The organism is Nonomuraea sp. NPDC050680 (assembly GCF_040654555.1).
GTDB lineage: Bacteria > Actinomycetota > Actinomycetes > Streptosporangiales > Streptosporangiaceae > Nonomuraea.
Genome location: NZ_JBFAIF010000006.1, coordinates 154,213 through 170,021, shown reverse-complemented (window position 1 = coordinate 170,021; position 15,809 = coordinate 154,213). Strand labels below are relative to the sequence as shown.

The following is a 15,809-nucleotide window of genomic DNA, read 5'->3' as shown; positions in this document are numbered from 1 at the left end:
GGCTCTATTTGTCAATCTAGCCTGACAGGCATGGAAGAAGTAGTGATCATAGGAGCGGGCCCCGCCGGGCTCATGCTGGCGTGCGAGCTGCGCCTGGGCGGCGTCCGTACGACCGTGCTGGAGAAGAGAGCCGAGCCTGGCGATCTCCCCAAGGCCAACGGCCTGGGCGGGCAGATCATCCAGCTGCTCGACCATCGGGGCCTGCTCGAACGGTTCAGCGCGGGCAGCCCGTTCGCCGGACGCGCGCCGGGCTTCCCGTTCGGCTCGGTGCCCTTGAAGTTCGCCGAGCTGGGCGGCGACTCCCCGTTACAGCTGCTGATGATCCAGCAGCCCCGCCTGGAGCGGCTGCTGCGCGAGCGCGCGGCCGAGCTCGGCGCCGAGATCAGATGGGACCACCGGCTGAGGGCGCTCGCCCAGGACGACGAAGGTGTGACGCTGGAGGGTGACGGCTTCCGGCTCCGGGCCCGCTACGTCGTCGGCTGCGACGGCGGCCGCAGCCTGGTACGCGAACAGGCGGGCATCGGCTTCCCCGGCACGACGGACGACGAGGTGCTGCTGCTCGGCCACTTCGCGGCGCCGGGTGCGAGCATCTTCGACACACCGCAGGTCAAGGGCCTGCAGCAGGGCTGGAACCATACCCCGAACGGCCGCCTGCTGCTCACCTCGCTTCAGCCCGGCGTCCACATCGTCGGCGTACGCGAGAAGGGGGCGGCGCCCGCGACGGCCGTCACGCTGGGGGATTTCGAGGCCGCGGTGCGCCGCGTCAGCGGCGTCGACCTGCCGCTGGGCGAGCCCATCTGGCTGTCGAGCACCGTCTCGCAGGCCCGCGTCGCCGACCGTTACCGCGAGGGCCGAGTGTTCCTGGCGGGTGACGCCGCCCACCTGTTCCCCGCGGGCGGCTCGGCGCTGAACGTCGGCCTGATGGACACCGCCAACCTGGCCTGGAAGCTGGCCGCCCACCTGCACGGCCAGGCCCCGCCCGGCCTGCTCGACACGTACGAGTCGGAACGCCGCCCGGTGGCCGTCCACACCCTGCGCCACACCCGCGCCCAGGCGACCCTGGAACGCCTCACCGGCGAGGACGGCACGGCCCTGCGTGACCTCCTCACGGAGCTGTTCACCTTCGACCAGCCCTTGCGCCGCCTCGGTGAACTGCTCCAGGGCTCCGACATCCGGTACGGCACCGCGCCCCACCCCCTGACCGGCCGATTCGTCCCCGACCTGGCACTGACCACCACGGAGGGACCGACCCGCGTGGCGGAGCTCATGCGGCCGGCCGGCTGGGTACTCCTCAACCTGGGCCCTTCGGAGCTGGGCGACCTGGTCAGCGACGACCGCCTCCACGTCGTCGCCGCGCACTGCGCGGACCCGCCCGTGGACGTCCTGCTGATCCGCCCCGACGGCTACGTGGCCTGGGCGGGCAGGAACGGCCTGCCCGAGGCGATGACCACCTGGCTCACCCCTCGATCGGCGTAGCAGGCGTCAACAGGCGTCAACAGGCGTGCGTCCGCATCAACAGAAAAGACGTGCGTCCGCGTCAGGAGACGTGCGTCCGCGTGCGTCCGCGTCAGGAGACGTGCGTCCGCGTGCGTCAGCGTCAGGGGACGTGCGTCCGAGTCAACGGACGTTGACAGGCGTCAGTGGGCGATGGCCATGCCGAAGGGCACCGGGCCGAGCGCGCGGACAAGGTCGCCGACCATCAGCATGAACGCCTCCGGCACCCGCGCCGTCTCCACACCACCGAGATCGATGACCCACTCAGCCGCCCACCCCAGGTCGGCCAGCAGACCACCGACGGCCTTCTTGGCGTCGGCGTCGTTCCCGGACAGAAAGGCAGTGGGCGGGTGGGTCGGCCGATCCGGTTGAGCCATGATCGATTCGTGCATGGTGTTGAGCGTCTTCACCACGCGTACCTCCGGCAAGGCCCGCTGGATCTCCTCGGCGAGGCTGCCGCCCGGATACAGCAGCGCCGCCGCGAAGCCGCGCGCGTCGGATTCGGTGGCGTTGGCGACGTCGACCAGCACCTTGCCCGCCAGTTCCGCCGCGAGGCCGGTGAGCACCTCCACCGACACAGGGCCGGGCAGGGCATTGATCACCACCTCCGCCACACCCGCCGCCTCACGCAGGCCGACGACAGGAACGGCGGAGTCCTCGCGCGGGGCACGAGAGCCCACGATGAGCTCGTGCCCGGCGTCTCGCAGCCGGCAGGTGAGGGCTCGGGCCACAGCGCCCGAGCCGAGGATGGCGATCGTCGTCATGGTTTCTCTTCAGCTCCTTGATCAGGCAGGTTGAGCCCTGCTCACGAGCGAAGTTAGGCGGTGCTACGGTCGAACGGCAGTACGCACTTCAAGGTGGCCAGCGCACGTGAGGGGATGCCATGACCACTCGCACCGCCGCCCAGCGGCGCACCGAGAGCCGACTGTCCTACCAGGCGCGCTTCACCGCCTGCCCGGCCAACCGGCTGATCGAGCGCCTCGGTGACAAGTGGGTGGCCGTCCTGCTCAACGAGCTGGCCGACGGCCCGCGCCGCTACGGCGATCTGGCTCGCGCGATCGCGGGCGCCAGCCAGAAGATGCTCACGGAGACCCTGCGCCACCTCGAACGCGACGGCCTGATCTCGCGTACGGTCACTCCGGCGGTGCCGGTCCGCGTCGACTACGCACTCACCGACCTGGGACGGAGCCTCCTGCCCGTCATGGCGGTCATGAAGCAGTGGGCCGAGCAGAACATCGACCGGATCGACAGCGCCCGCGAAGAGTACGACGCCCGCGACCACTGAAACCCGTCACCCGCTCTCCAAGCAAGGCCTTCGCCAGAGGGGCGCTTCGCGCTCAAGACCTCAGACTGTGTCTATTGGGGCTCCGCCCCAAACCCCGAAACGAGGGGCTGCCGCCCCTCGAGCTCCCCGACCGCTTGGCCTGCCTGGAGTGGCTACTTCGATGACCTGAGCCGAGGGAAGGGAGCAGGGCATGGCTATCTCTCCTCCCTGCCCCAGCGTTGACCGGCGCGCTCCCAGCACCATCGGGTGCGCGGGGGTGGAGGGGGCCGGGCAACATGGGGCGGTTGGAGCTCCGGGGAAGCGGGCTCAAAAAGCCTGCACCCTGTCGGGCTATGATCGACGCAGTTCCCAAGCTGACAGCACGGGTTCGACTCCCGTCACCCTTTCACTGCTCGCCGATCCTCGATGTCCGCCTCTAGCGGGGGAGACCGGCATGGAAATCCCGTCCTGGTTCGAGTCCCTTCCCGAAGTGATGAGTGAGGCTGAATACCGTGCGCTGCGCGAGGACGTCGCCAGAAGCATCGAGGTCGTGCACGGCCACGTGATCAAATGCGAGTCACCGGCTCCGCAACACAACCGGATCGCACGTCGGCTCGCCAGTTCGCTGGAAGTCGCGCGCCCCGCCGGCGGCCCATGTATGAGTGTTGAGACCGACATCGATGTCGTGCTCTGGCGGGTTCCCAAGTTCACCTTCCGACGCCCGGACGTCGTGATCTATAAGTGCCTGGACGATCCTGGCCAGAAGCCGGAGGTATCGCAGACCCTTGCGGTTGTCGAGGTGTCCTCGCCGGGAATGGTCCGCGAAGACCTCACCGACAAACGCGTCCAGTACGCGGCCTCCGGTATCCCGCTCTACCTCCTGATCATGCTGGACGAGAAATACGAGATCGTTGAGGTGAAGGAGTTCCACCTCGACGCCGTCGCTTCGGAATACCGGCTCCACCAGGTGCACAGGTCCGAACTCGAGCTGGAACTCCCCATCAGGGCGACTATCCCGTTCCTCACCCTGACCGCCCCCTGACAACCGACAGTGTGCTTGTGGCGTGCACCCGCGAACACCAGCGCCTCAAATCCGACTACAGGCCGATGCGGATGTGGTTGCATGTCGCTCTGCCACGGCTCAGAGGCTGATGAGCGCTTCGTGGAACGTCCGTGTGTCGGTGTCGTCAGGCCAGCGCTCGCGCAACGCGCCGTCCAGCGTCCGTAGCTCGCGGCGAATGCGGGCAGAGCCTGTCTGATGGGCGATGCCCAGCGCCTCGTGCCCCAGGTGGGCGGCGCGGTTCGGCTCCGCGACGGAGGATTGGGCGACGGCTACGGCAAGTTTGGCCGTGAGGTGGCCGCGGTCGCGGGTGAGGTTGGGGGGAAGTTTGCCGATCTGGGCTTGGAGGATAGCGGCGGCGGTGTCGGCGCGGCCGGCGGCCCGGTGACAGACGGCGCTTTGCTCCTGGAGCGTGTCGAGGTCGTAGGAATGCAGGTAGACCGGTACGTCCTGGCGGCTGACTCGCGGATGGTCGCGGAGGGTTTCGGCGGCTTGGTCGAGAAGGGTGAAGCACTCGTCGTGCTCACCGAGCATGGCCAGTCCACGGGCCTGTTGCTGGGCGGCCAGGGCGTCCAGCTTCGGCTCCAGCGCGTCAGTGTCGCGGCGGGCGGCGCCGGCGAGTTGGACGACGGCGGCATGATCACCGGTCAAGCAGGCGATGTTGGACTGCCGTACCAGCAGGTAGGCCGACATTTGGCAATCTCCTGCGCACTGGGACCATTCGGCGGCTCGCCTGGTCCAGTGCATGGCGTTATCGAGTTCGCCGAGATCTTGGTGTAGCCAGCCCGCCATCTCGGCGTACTGGGCCAGCACCTGAAGGAGCGACGCGGCGTGGCGGGTGCCGGCACCTCGCCGGAGCTCGTCCAAGACGTCGATCTGCGCCAATACCGGACGAAGCAGGGAGCGAGGGCCGAGCATCTTGTCAGCGGTGTAGTGCTCGGCCAGCACACGCCGGAAGTAGTCGATGACTTCGCCGTCGATACGCGACGGCTGCTCGATCGCGCGGGCTACCCGCTGAGCTTGATCCGGGTCACCGAGGCCGGGCAGAAGGGAGGTGAGTGCTGCGCCGGCGAGCAGCTGGGTGAACTGGCGTCGCGAGAGCGTCACGCGCATGCTCCTGGTAAATCCATCCACGAATACGCGTCCCTCGTCACGAGGGAGGATGCTCGGGCGAAAGTATCGCATGGAGACGCTCACGGGCCAGGCGGACGTCAGGAATTCGATCCCATTTAGCTGAGCCCTGAATGATGTCCTTCGCTTGGCTGTTCACCCGAGCGGAGCTGATAAAGGGCAGTGCCCGCGTCAGGCTGTGTATGTGGTTGACAGCGAGCGTCGGGCTGTTTGCCCAGATCGCCGTTTGTGCGAGGCGGCCTAGGTATTGGGCCTGGAAGAGGAGGGACCATTGCCCCATGGCATTGGCGGCATCGCCCAGGAGGTGTGCCGCTTGACCGAACTGCCCCAGTTGGCTTAGGCCGATGGCGACATCCCCGCTGAGGGTGGCCTCCGCAAACGCGCTCAGTCCGCGCGTGTCCAGGGCGCGGTCAAGGGCATTCCTCGCATCCTTCTGGCTCCCCTTGATGCCGGCCAGGCCGCGTCCGAGGCGCATGTGCAAGCTGGATTGGCGGCTCGGGGGAAGGTCTGGGATTCGCAGTCCGCGCTGGGCGAATTGCACCGCCCGCATCGGGTCATCGCGGTAGAGGCTGACGCGGCTCAGCGCATCGTAGGCGCGTGCCTGCGCCGGGAAGTGCTGTGCATGGTGTGCCAGGTCGAGCGCGGTCATGCCCGCGTGCTCGGCTTGGGCGAGTCTCCCGGCGTCGTACAGGGCGATGCTGGTCTGATACATCAGATCGGAAGCGGCTCCTTGCAGCTCGATCCCGGCCGTTTTCATTGTGATGTGCGTAATTTGCTTTACATGTCCTAGAGCGCGGGCCGCAATCGGCACGCCTCCGAGTTCGTAGCGGCCGCGTGCCAGGCTATCGGCGAGAGCGCGCACATAGTCCGGATCGAGATAGGGATTCGAGCTGACAGCGGACGGCACGAACATCACGGATGCGGCGGCTGCCAGGAATTCCCTGCGTTCCACAGGTTCCTCCACAGAAGGTGAAAAGCGCATCTCTCAGCCGACGCGCACAAGCAGCTGTTTTGCTCTCGTCAAACTCGTATCGGCGACGCCGCGGCAGACGCGCGATATCCATGCTTGAGAAACTCCCAACTCTTGGGCGAGCTGGATCTGTGTCCAATTCCGTTCTTCCATGATCGCTTTGAGCGCTTCGGGGAGAGTCCGTACGTCCACCAGCTGAGCTTATAGCGGAGAGGTATTGGCTCAATACTGTCTTATACCTCTGAGGAATACCCGTGCTGGTTCTGTGGAAACAGGGTGCGAGAGCATGGGCATCTCGCGAGGTGAGGCACATCACGAGTTCGGACGTGATAACGGCGATTGTCGTGACCGAGTTGATCTCGAATGCCGTCATGCACGTCGAGGACGGCGAGGGACGCGACTGGGTGGTGTTGCGGGTAGTTCGTGGCAGCGGCTCTCTTCGCGTCGAGGTCATCGACCCGGGTGCCCTCGATGGGGATGGACCGCACGTCGTGCGGCAACCGTCGGCCCCAGATCCGACGACGCGCGAGGGACTGATGACCCTGACGGAATCAGGACGGGGCCTGCACATCGTCAAGACGCATTCTCGCGCCTGGGGCACGTACCTGAGCGGCCAACGCCGTGTGGTCTGGGCCGACTTGCCGTACCCGGCTGCTTCAAGATGCGAAGAGGTGCACACGCCGGTCACACATCTGACAGCCCAAGCCATAGACGGGGTAGCGCGTCCCGATCTCGGATGTCGGCCATCTCTGGCCCGTGATCACTAACCACAAGCCCGTGACCAGCTGAACGCCGTTCAACGGCCGTCCCCCGTGGCTGGTCACGCGCCCCCATTGTCCTGCCGCTGAGAGGCGGAGATGGGAGAGACAGGCTCCCGTCCATCCAGGCCTGTCTCTTGGAAGTGGACGTTGGGGGGCGGCTCCGCCGCCGAGCCTGGCCCGGTGCGAGCGGCGGGGCCGCAACAAGAGTCGTCGGCCCAGCCGTTGAACGCGGCCGCGGGCAGCACGGCTCTAGCGACCGATCATGGTCGCGTCGGGGAGTGACTGCTTGACCGCCTCCGGCGTGCCTACCGCGACCGTCAGCTTCCCATTGGTCTTCTTGGCCGCCGCGTTCCCGTCGATCCGTACCTTTCCGAGATCCTTGGCTTCGACGGTGACGAACATCCGGGTGGGGGTGCACCACAACGTCACCATGCTCTCCCAGCTGGATCCGGTCATGAGTTCCTCGGGCCCCGCGAAGCCCTCCTCCGTTGTGGTGATGTTCCCCTCGGACTCCGTCAGGACTTGGCTCATGTTGAACGTGGCGCCAGAGGACCCCTGGTCGGCGAGCCCGCACACGCCCTTGCTGTGGATCCAGGGGACCATGTCGTACTTCGCGACCTGGATCCGTGCCAGCACCTTGTCCGCCCCGTTTGGCATCCCCGACCTGGATGCCGAACCCGGCAGCGCTGCCAGTGGCCAGCGGCTCGGATCCTTGAGCAGCCAGTCCTTCGGCTCCTCTGTCGAACACCCCGTCAGTAGCAGGAGCGCAAATAGCGCAACTATTCCTCTCATCAGTAGATCATCATAGTGCGGATTGTTTTCCCATAAGGCGCGCCCGAGCTGACGTTTCGGGGTGAAGCCCCACGAGTCAATAGTCCAATGATTGACCACACTCCGGCGCTTCCCTGATTCCGAAATCCCTTCGTCAGCAGACGGACCAGCAGCCCGGCGGCCCGCCGACGTGTGCTGGGGCGGGTGGGGGCGGCGGTCGTCAGGTGCTCGGAGGGCCGTAGGGGAGTGGTGGGAAGAAGAAGCGGGCGTACGGCGAAGGGTGGGTGAAAGCAACGATCCCCACCCGGAAGGCACACTCATGACGGAGACGGGCACGTGACCGCCGACGTGGGCGAGCAGGTGACCGACGCCGACCTCGTCGCCGGTTATCGGCGGGACCCTGAGCTTTTCACCGCAGTGCATGACCGCTATTTCCGCGACATCTACCTGTACGTGGCGGGCCGCCTGGACACGCAGGTGGCCGAGGACATCGCGGCGGAGACGTTCCTGCTGGCCTTCGATCGGCGCGATCGATTCGACCCGGGGAAGGGGGGATTACGGCCCTGGCTGTTCGGGTTCGCCACGAACCTGGTGGCCAGGCATCGCCGTAAGGAGGCCCGCCACTACAAGGCGCTGGCCCGGCTGGACCCAGCACCGGTGGTGGAAGGGCACGAGAACCAGGTCCTCACCTCGGTATCCGCCCAGCGCATGCAGCCGCAACTGGCCATGGCGCTCGCCTCGCTGAACGGCGGCGAGCGTGACGTGCTGCTGCTCCTGGCGCTGGGAGAGCTGAGCTACGACGAGATCGCCCAGGCGCTCGGCATCTCCATCGGCACGGTGGGTTCGCGGCTCAGCCGGGCCCGCGCCAAGATCCACGCCCGGATCGACAGCACCCTCATAGACAGCGCACTGAAAGGCAAGGAGACCCCATGAACGACCTGGAAGAGGTGGCCGCCCTGCTGGCCAAGCCGGAGCCGTCCGAGGAGGTGGTCGCGCGCAGCCGGAGCAGGCTCCAGCACAGGACGCAGAGCCACGGGACGCTGGGCCAGAGGATGCAGGGTCACAGGTCGCTGGGCCAGAGGATGCGGAGCCGGGGGCGTGTCAGGTGGTTCGTGCCGGGGGTGGCGCTGGTCGCCGCCGGGGCGGCCGCCGCGGTCGTGATCGCTACGGGGGCGGTCACGAACGGCGGCGCACCGGGGCAGGTGATCGCCGCGGCTCCGGTCTCGGGCAAGGAGGTCCTGCTCATGGCGGCTGTCAGCGCGGAACGTACGCCGCCAAGCTCCGGGACCTACTGGCACGTCACCGCCACGTGGTCGAAGAGCGAGATCCCCCCTATGGAGAGCTGGACCTCGCGCGACGGCAAGCGCTGGACCAGGAACGAGCCGGGCGACACTCCGGACACCGTGGTACGGGCCCCGGCCTGGCAATCGCTCAGGCTCAAGGGCGCCGATGTGAGCTTCGACGACCTCGAGAGGCTGCCGACGGATCCGGAGGCGCTGAAGGCCTGGATCGTCCAGCGCAAGGGCAACCCGAACGACATGTCCGCGTCCGAGATCCGGGGCGACCCCACACTCACCCTGCTCGCGCTGATCACGGAGCTGCCCACGCCGGCAGAGGTCCGTTCCGCGGCGTTCCGGGCGCTCGCCGCGACACCGGGAGTCGAGAACACGGGCGCGGTCGAAGGCGGTCAGGCCTTGCGGATTCCCGAGCTTGACGGCCCGGACAGCGGGATCGAGATGGTCGTCGATCCTGAGACCGCCCGGGTCGTCCGCGCCAACCTCCTTCTCGTCGGTAACGGAAACTCGGCGCGGACCGACGGGTACATCGCCGTGACCACCGATTGGACGGACGAGCTCCCCGCGACGCCGAAGGACCGCCCGTGACCAGAGGTATCGCGTGCAGGCCCTGTCGCGGTTCCTCAGCCGGATCAGGCGATTTGCGGCGTTCAGCTCAGGTCGAGGTGGGCGAGTTCGGTGCGGGTGGTGACGCCGAGCTTGGGGAAGGCGCGGTACAGGTGGTGGCTGACGGTCTTCGGGCTGAGGAAGAGCTGGGCGGCGATCTCCCGGTTGGTGATTCCCGTGGCGGCGAGGCGTACCACCTGCTGCTCCTGGGGTGAGAGCAGGGCGACCAGGTCGGGGCCGCTCTGGGCCACGTTCTCGCCCGCCGCGCGCAGCTCGGCACGGGCCCGCTCAGCCCAGGGGTGGGCGCCGACGCGCTCGAAGGTCTCCAGCGCCGCGCGCAGGCGGGCTCGGGACTCGTGCCTGCGGCGGTTGCGGCGCAGCCACTCGCCGTGGAGCAGGTCGGTGCGGGCCCGCTCGTAGGGCCGGTTCGCCTCGGCGTGCGAGCGCGCGGCCTGCTCCCAGTGCCGTTCCGCCTCGTGGTCGTCGTGGGCGAGGAGAGCGCGGCAGCGGTGCAGCACGGCCTCCGCCCACGGATGACCGGCGGCCGCGGCCCAGGTGGCGAAGCGGGCGAGCGGCTGCTCCGCGCGGGCGGGCAGGCCCAGCCGCACGGCGGCCTCGATCTGGTCGGGAGCGAAGTAGATCGGCATGATCTGGTGCCGGAGCGGCCCGCGAGCGGCGGCGTCGAAGCGTTCCAGCGCTGCCTCGAAGCGGCCCTGGCCGAGGTCCAGCAGGCCGAGCGCCCATTCGGCCCAGCCGACGATGGTCGCCACCGGATGGGCGGCGACGTGCGCGATCGTCCGCTCGGCGAGCTCGCGGCACTCCTGTTCGCGGCCCTGGACGGCGCTCGCCATCGCCATGACGCTCTCGAAGTGCGCGACGCGGTGCGTGTGGCCGATGTCGACGGCGAGCCGACGGCCCTCCGTCGCGGTCGTGACGGCGTCGCGGAAGCGCCCGAGGTAGAGCTGGTGGATCGCCAGCACGGCCTGGGCGAGCGGCAGCAGCCCGATCAGGCCGACGGCCCGGCATTCCCCGATCGCCGACTGGGCGATCGCCGCCCCGTTGTCGAAATCCCCCGAGATCCCGGCCAGCGAGCAGATGCTGATCCTCAGGGCCGTCATGCCGGCGGGGATCGCCACGGCCACGGCGATGAGCTCGCGGAACGGCGGCAGCGCCCGGTCCAGGTCGCCGGCCAGAAAGTCGGCCATGGCGCGGGCCGCCCGGACGAAGCCGTCCAGCCCGTCCTCCGGCGACAACGGCAGCTCGGCGAGCCGCGCCGCGGACTCGGCGACGGCCGCCGGATCGCTGATGTACCAGGCGTTGCGCACGGCGTCGAGCAGGATCAGCGCCGCGGCCTTGCGATCCAGGACGGAGATGGAGGCGGCGCCGTCGAGCAGGATCCGATGGGCGTCGTGCACGGCTCCCCGGTCGAAGGCGATCCGGCCGCGCAGCGCCGCCAGCCGCGCGACGGTCAGCGGGTCGTCGTCGAGCCGCCGCGCCTGGTCGGCCAGGCCCTGCGCGTGCTCCAGGACGCCGGCGTCCGCGGCGGCCTCGGCCGCCAGGGCCAGCCGTCGGCCCCGCTCGGCCAGGCCGGGGGTGAGCCGCGCCGCCCGCTCCAGGGCCGCGGCGGCCGCGGCGTGGCGGGCGCGCTCGCGGGCACGGCCCGCCGCCTGCTCCAGCGCGGCGGCGATCGGCTCGTCGCGGCCCGTCGTGGCGGCGGCCAGGTGCCAGGCGCGGCGGTCGGCGTCCTGTTCGTCGTCGAGCACGCCGGCGAGGGCGCGGTGCACGGCCAGGCGTTCGTCGTAGACCGCCCGCCGCGCCGCCGCGGTGCGCATGAGCGGGTGGCCGAAGGAGATCCGCCCGTCGGCGGTGGACAGGAAACCGGCGTGTTCGGCCGGGCCCAGGGCACTGCCGTCGACCCCCAGCCGGCCGGCCGCGCGCAGCACGACGTCGAGGTCTCGGGCGTCGTCGAGGGCCGCGACCAGCAGCATCGTCTGGGTGCCCGGCGGCAGGACGGCGATGCGCGCCTCGTACGCCTCCTGGATCCGGCGCGGCAGCGGCAGCGGTTCCTGCGCGTGCCGCAGCGCCTCGGGGGCCCGGGGCAGCTCGATCAGAGCGAGCGGGTTCCCGCCGCTCGCGGCGAGGATCCTCTCCCGTACCGACGGGCCCAGCCCGGGCGTGCGCTCGTGCAGCAACTCGCCGGCGGTCTGCCGATCGAGTCCTTCGAGCCGCAGCTCGGGGACCCCGGGCGCATGGAAGCCGTCCCTGGCGGCGAACAGCAGGGCGATCCCCTCGGAGTGCAGCCGCCGGGCCGTGAACAGCAGCGCCTCGGCCGACGATCGGTCCATCCACTGGGCGTCGTCGACCAGGCAGAGCAGCGGGCCGTCCTCGGCCAGTTCGGTGAGCAGTGACAGGGCGGCCAGGCCGATGAGGAAGCGGTCCTCAGGGGCGTCCCCGCGGGCGGTGGCCAGGCCGAACGCGCCCTCCAGCGCCCGGGCCTGCGGCGCCGGCAGCCGGCCGATCCGGTCGAGGGCCGGGCGGAGCAGCAGGTGGAGCGCCGCGAACGGCAGCTCGGCCTCGGTTTCGATGCCGGTGCCGCGCAGCGGTCGCAGGCCCTCCGGCGACTGGGCCGCGTGGTCGAGAAGCGCGGACTTGCCGATGCCGGGCTCGCCTCGGAGTATCAGGCTTGCGCTCCGGCCGTCCCTGGCCCGTGCGAGCAGCGCCTCGATCTCCGCCAGTTCTCGTTCCCGCCCTCGCAGCACGATCAGAATGTACCGTCCCTCGCCAGACGGGCATCAGTCGCATCACCCGACAATCGTCCGATACCGGCCGGACGCCTCCGGTCCCTAGCGTCGTATCGCAAGCGCGATCCGCGCGCAGACGCAAGGGGAAACATGTGGCTCTCCTGATCTTTCTGTTCTTGTTCGTCGTGCTGTGCGGGTGGCTCGACCACTGGGCCACCCGCGCCGCCGAGCCCGTCGCCAAGGAAGGACGTTAGATGTTCATCGGACACTTCGGCCTGGCCGCCGCGGTCAAGGCCCGCGAGCCGCGCGTCCCGCTGTGGTCGCTCATGCTCGCCACGCAGTTCCTCGACGTCGTCTTCGTGGTGCTGTACCTGGCGGGCGGGATCGAGTCCTTCAAGGCCGTCGCCCCCGGAACCTACGGCGAGGCGCTGATCAACGCGCAGTACACCCACTCGCTGCTGGGCGCCTTACTGCTATCGGCGCTGTACGGCGGCCTCGGCGCCTGGCGGTGGGGCCGCAAGACCGGTTGGGTGCTGGGCGCGATGGTGTTCAGCCACTGGGTGCTCGACCTACTGGTCCACCGCGCCGACCTGCCACTGCTGCCCGGTAACGCCGGCGGCCTGCCGCTGCTCGGCCTCGGACTGTGGCAGGTCCCCTGGGCCGCGGCCGTCGTCGAGGGGATCCTCGTCGTGGTCGGTGCCGTCCTGTACATCCGCTCGGTACGGCGGCGCGCGCCCGTCACCTGGCGCGCGATGGTCTCCGGCGGCGTGATGGCGGCGCTGCTCGTTCTGGGCCTCGCCGTCGATGTCCTCAGCTGAGACCGCCTACGTCCTCTTTCACGAAGGGTACTGACATGTTCGTTGACGTGCCGGGCGGCCGGCTGGCCTACGACTCCGCCGGCGAGGGGCCGCTGGTGGTGTGCGTGCCCGGCCTCGGAGACATCCGGGATGCCTACCGGTTCCTGCGTCCCGCGCTGGTGGAGGCGGGGTACCGGGTGGTGACCATGGACCTGCGCGGCCACGGGGAGTCGTCGGTGGGGTGGGACGACTACTCGCAGTCAGCCGTGGGCGGCGACATCGTGGCCCTTCTGGAGGAACTGGACGCGCCCGGCGCCGTCCTGCTCGGCAACTCCTACGCCGGAGGCGGCATCGTCCGCGCCGCCGCCGAGGCCCCTGAGCGGGTGGCCGGCATCGTCCCGATCGACGGGTTCATCAGAGCCATCCCGCTCAACGTCGCCGTCCGCGCGCTCATCCGGGTCATCGGCTCCTCCCCCCGGTTGTGGAAGGTCTACTACGGCATGGCGCACCCCACCGCCAAGCCCGCCGACCTGGACGGGCACCGCGCCAAGCTGGTGGCCATGCTGCGCGACCCGCAGCGGCGCGAGGCGATGCGCCGCATGCTCCTCAACCGGGCGCCGGAGGCCGAGCAGGTCATCTCCCAGGTCCGCTGCCCGGCCTTGGTGCTCATGGGCGTCAAGGATCCCGACTTCCCCGACCCGGCGGCGGAGGCGCGGGCCCAGGCGTCACTGCTGCGGGGGCAGGCCGTGTTGATCGACGACGCGGGCCACTACCCCATGTCGGAGTTCCCCGAGCGCACGGCCGAAGCCCTGCTGCCGTTCCTCAAGAACGTCTTCTGACCTTCAGGCGGTGCCCACGATGCGGTTCTCCCAGGCCCAGGCGACGACCTCGACTCGGTTACGCATCTGGAGTTTGGCCTGGATGGCGGTGACGTGACCTTTGACCGTACTCACCGAGATGAACAGCTCGGTGGCGATCTCCTGGTTGGTACGGCCCGCGGCCATGGCACGGACGACTTCGGTCTCTCGTTGGGACAGCGGCGAGGCGGCTCCGCCGGTGACCGGGGCGCCGGAAACGGTGAGGTGGCGCAGGAGCCGCAGAGTGATCGACGGGGAGATCAACGCGTCGCCGGCGTTCGCGGCCCGGACCGCCTCGACGAGCAGGGCAGGGCCGGCGTCCTTCAGGATGAATCCGGCCGCTCCGCCGCGTAGCGCGCCGTAGACGTACTCGTCCAGGTCGAAGGTGGTCACCACGATCACCCGCAGCGGGTCGGGGACGCGGGGGCCGGCCAGCTCGCGGGTGACCTCGATGCCGTCCAGGCGGGGCATCTGGATGTCCACCAGGCACACGTCCGGGCGCAGTCTCCGGGCCAGGGCGACCGCCTCGGCGCCGTCGGCGGCCTCGCCGACCACGCTGATGTCAGGCTGGTCTTCCAGGATGACGCGCAGGCTGGCGCGGATCATCGCCTGGTCGTCGGCCAGCAGGACCCGAATGGTCATCGCCGCTTGCTCCCGGGGGCGTCAGCGGGGGTGGAGGCGGGCAGGGTGGCGAGCACGGACCAGCCGGCTCCGCGGCGCGGGCCGACGCTCAGCGTGCCGCCGAGGGCCTCGACGCGTTCGCGCATCCCGATCAGGCCGTACCCGCCTCGGTGGGGGTAGTGGGCCGCGCCCGGCGGGGCGTCGTCGATGACCTGCACTCTGACGGCGTCCCGGTCGCGGGCGACGCTGACCGTGACGTGGCGGGCGTTCGGGGCGTGGCGGGAGATGTTGGTCAGCGACTCCTGTACGACCCGATAGAGGGTACGGGCCACTTCGGGCGGCCACCCCGAGTCCCCGTCGGGCAAGCTCAAACGCACGGCGAGGCCGTGGCCGTCGAACCGTTTGACGAGCTCGCCGAGCTGCTCGGCGCCGGGCATGGCGGCGGACGCGCCAGCGGCGCCGGCCGTGGGGCCGGATACGGCGGAGTACTCGTCGTTGTCGTCGCCGTCGCGCAGCAGGCCGACCACGCGGCGGGTCGCGGCCAGCGCGTCGGATCCGGCGGCCTCGATGTCGGCCAGGGAGCCTTCCGCCGTGTGCGGCTGCTTGCGGGCCAGGAGCTGTCCGGCCTGGGCCTGGAGCACGATGGAGGTGATGTGGTCGGCGACGACGTCGTGCAGCTCGCGGGCCAGCTCCAGGCGCTCGTTGCGGCGTACCCGCTCGGCGATGGCCCGGCGCCGGGCGGCCAGCAGCCGCGGCCCCAGCCCGGCTGCCAGCGCGGCCAGCCACGCCGCGCCGTTCAGCACCGCCACCACCGAGCCGGTGGAGAAGACGAACGCGGCCAGCAGCCCACCGGCGACCACCACGCCCCCGCCGGCCGCGACGGCGCCCGCCCACCAGGCCGGCAGCACTCTGACCGCCGAGCCGACCAGCACCGACAGGCCCAACGCCATAGCGGGCCCCGGCTCACTCGGCAGCCCGGCCAGCCGGGCGACCACGACGGCGGCCGCCGCGACGGCCAGGCCCGCGATGGCCGCCCACAACCGGCCGCGCCGGCGCACCAGAGCCAGCCCGCACACGACGGCCCCCGCCCCGCAGCCGAACTGCCAGTAGGCGCCACCCCAGCTGTCGGCGATCCGGTACGCCTGGAAGGCGAGCGCCGCCGCGAACCCGACGCCGAGTCCGGCATCGGCCGCGAACCCGGCCCACCCGCGACGATTCACACCGCTCAGGCTAGGAGATTGCCACCCCGCACCGAAACAGCCGAAAGTACCGTCAAGCACCCCGTAACCCTGCTTTCGCCCGATGCCCTGTACCGGACCGAACTCGCAGGATGAGCCTCATGCCACATCAAGATCCCTATTCGGTGCCGAAGGCCACGGACCTGACCGAGCCTGAGGGCCGCCGTGCACGCCGATCACCTGCGGACGAGCGCCCCGCTCCA

16 protein-coding genes are annotated in these 15,809 nt (G+C 69.9%); 8 read left to right on the top strand and 8 right to left on the bottom strand.

Annotation, left to right across the window (positions count from 1 at the left end; genetic code table 11):
* Positions 1-30: 30 nt before the first annotated feature.
* Complete coding sequence (locus tag AB0H88_RS23250) at positions 31-1,476, top strand: FAD-dependent monooxygenase (RefSeq protein ID WP_357647635.1); 1,446 nt, start codon at positions 31-33, stop codon at positions 1,474-1,476.
* 161 nt (positions 1,477-1,637) lie between these two features.
* Here AB0H88_RS23250 and AB0H88_RS23245 read toward each other — a convergent pair whose 3' ends face one another.
* Complete coding sequence (locus AB0H88_RS23245) at positions 1,638-2,258, bottom strand: NAD(P)-binding domain-containing protein (RefSeq protein WP_357647633.1); 621 nt, start codon at positions 2,256-2,258, stop codon at positions 1,638-1,640.
* Between the two features lie 119 nt (positions 2,259-2,377).
* Here AB0H88_RS23245 and AB0H88_RS23240 point away from each other — a divergent pair, with 119 nt between their 5' ends.
* Both AB0H88_RS23240 and AB0H88_RS23235 read left to right on the top strand, forming a co-directional pair.
* The gene (locus tag AB0H88_RS23240; protein ID WP_357647631.1) at positions 2,378-2,779 is read left to right on the top strand and encodes a helix-turn-helix domain-containing protein; all 402 of its coding nucleotides are present in this window, start codon (positions 2,378-2,380) and stop codon (positions 2,777-2,779) included.
* Between the two features lie 433 nt (positions 2,780-3,212).
* A complete protein-coding gene (locus AB0H88_RS23235) occupies positions 3,213-3,800 on the top strand; it encodes a Uma2 family endonuclease (protein ID WP_357647629.1) in 588 nt (195 codons plus the stop codon).
* Between the two features lie 99 nt (positions 3,801-3,899).
* Here AB0H88_RS23235 and AB0H88_RS23230 read toward each other — a convergent pair whose 3' ends face one another.
* From AB0H88_RS23230 to AB0H88_RS23220, 3 genes are read right to left on the bottom strand one after another with little or no spacing between them, the layout of a single operon-like run.
* Positions 3,900-4,925, bottom strand: a complete 1,026-nt coding sequence (locus AB0H88_RS23230; protein WP_357647627.1) for a hypothetical protein — start codon at positions 4,923-4,925, stop codon at positions 3,900-3,902.
* A 43-nt stretch (positions 4,926-4,968) separates the two neighbouring features.
* Positions 4,969-5,901 carry a hypothetical protein gene (locus AB0H88_RS23225; protein ID WP_357647626.1) on the bottom strand — a complete coding sequence of 311 codons (933 nt, stop codon included), beginning with the start codon at positions 5,899-5,901 and terminating at the stop codon, positions 4,969-4,971.
* A 33-nt stretch (positions 5,902-5,934) separates the two neighbouring features.
* On the bottom strand, positions 5,935-6,111 hold the full coding sequence (locus tag AB0H88_RS23220) for a helix-turn-helix transcriptional regulator (protein ID WP_357647624.1): 177 nt from the start codon (positions 6,109-6,111) through the stop codon (positions 5,935-5,937).
* 62 nt (positions 6,112-6,173) lie between these two features.
* On the opposite strand from AB0H88_RS23220, the gene AB0H88_RS23215 reads away from it, so the two are divergent.
* The gene (locus tag AB0H88_RS23215) at positions 6,174-6,686 is read left to right on the top strand and encodes an ATP-binding protein (protein ID WP_357647622.1); all 513 of its coding nucleotides are present in this window, start codon (positions 6,174-6,176) and stop codon (positions 6,684-6,686) included.
* 243 nt (positions 6,687-6,929) lie between these two features.
* Here AB0H88_RS23215 and AB0H88_RS23210 read toward each other — a convergent pair whose 3' ends face one another.
* Positions 6,930-7,337 carry a hypothetical protein gene (locus tag AB0H88_RS23210; protein ID WP_357647620.1) on the bottom strand — a complete coding sequence of 136 codons (408 nt, stop codon included), beginning with the start codon at positions 7,335-7,337 and terminating at the stop codon, positions 6,930-6,932.
* 450 nt (positions 7,338-7,787) lie between these two features.
* On the opposite strand from AB0H88_RS23210, the gene AB0H88_RS23205 reads away from it, so the two are divergent.
* Both AB0H88_RS23205 and AB0H88_RS23200 read left to right on the top strand, forming a co-directional pair.
* Complete coding sequence (locus tag AB0H88_RS23205; protein WP_357647618.1) at positions 7,788-8,384, top strand: RNA polymerase sigma factor; 597 nt, start codon at positions 7,788-7,790, stop codon at positions 8,382-8,384.
* Positions 8,381-9,334, top strand: coding sequence for a CU044_5270 family protein (locus AB0H88_RS23200; RefSeq protein ID WP_357647616.1), 954 nt, complete (start codon positions 8,381-8,383; stop codon positions 9,332-9,334). The genes AB0H88_RS23205 and AB0H88_RS23200 overlap by 4 nt, the downstream gene beginning before the upstream one ends.
* Positions 9,335-9,396: 62 nt before the next feature.
* Here the strand turns inward: AB0H88_RS23200 and AB0H88_RS23195 are convergent, their stop codons facing one another.
* Positions 9,397-12,111: an AAA family ATPase gene (locus AB0H88_RS23195; RefSeq protein ID WP_357647614.1), complete on the bottom strand. Its 2,715-nt coding sequence runs from the start codon at positions 12,109-12,111 to the stop codon at positions 9,397-9,399.
* 236 nt (positions 12,112-12,347) lie between these two features.
* Here AB0H88_RS23195 and AB0H88_RS23190 point away from each other — a divergent pair, with 236 nt between their 5' ends.
* Together AB0H88_RS23190 and AB0H88_RS23185 are read left to right on the top strand one after the other, a co-directional pair.
* Positions 12,348-12,911, top strand: coding sequence for a permease (locus AB0H88_RS23190; protein ID WP_357647612.1), 564 nt, complete (start codon positions 12,348-12,350; stop codon positions 12,909-12,911).
* A 35-nt stretch (positions 12,912-12,946) separates the two neighbouring features.
* A complete protein-coding gene (locus AB0H88_RS23185) occupies positions 12,947-13,729 on the top strand; it encodes an alpha/beta hydrolase (RefSeq protein WP_357647610.1) in 783 nt (260 codons plus the stop codon).
* Positions 13,730-13,732: 3 nt separating this feature from the next.
* Here AB0H88_RS23185 and AB0H88_RS23180 read toward each other — a convergent pair whose 3' ends face one another.
* Positions 13,733-14,389, bottom strand: coding sequence for a response regulator transcription factor (locus tag AB0H88_RS23180; protein ID WP_357647608.1), 657 nt, complete (start codon positions 14,387-14,389; stop codon positions 13,733-13,735).
* On the bottom strand, positions 14,386-15,588 hold the full coding sequence (locus AB0H88_RS23175) for a histidine kinase (protein ID WP_357647606.1): 1,203 nt from the start codon (positions 15,586-15,588) through the stop codon (positions 14,386-14,388). The genes AB0H88_RS23180 and AB0H88_RS23175 overlap by 4 nt, the downstream gene beginning before the upstream one ends.
* Between the last annotated feature and the right edge of the window lie 221 nt (positions 15,589-15,809).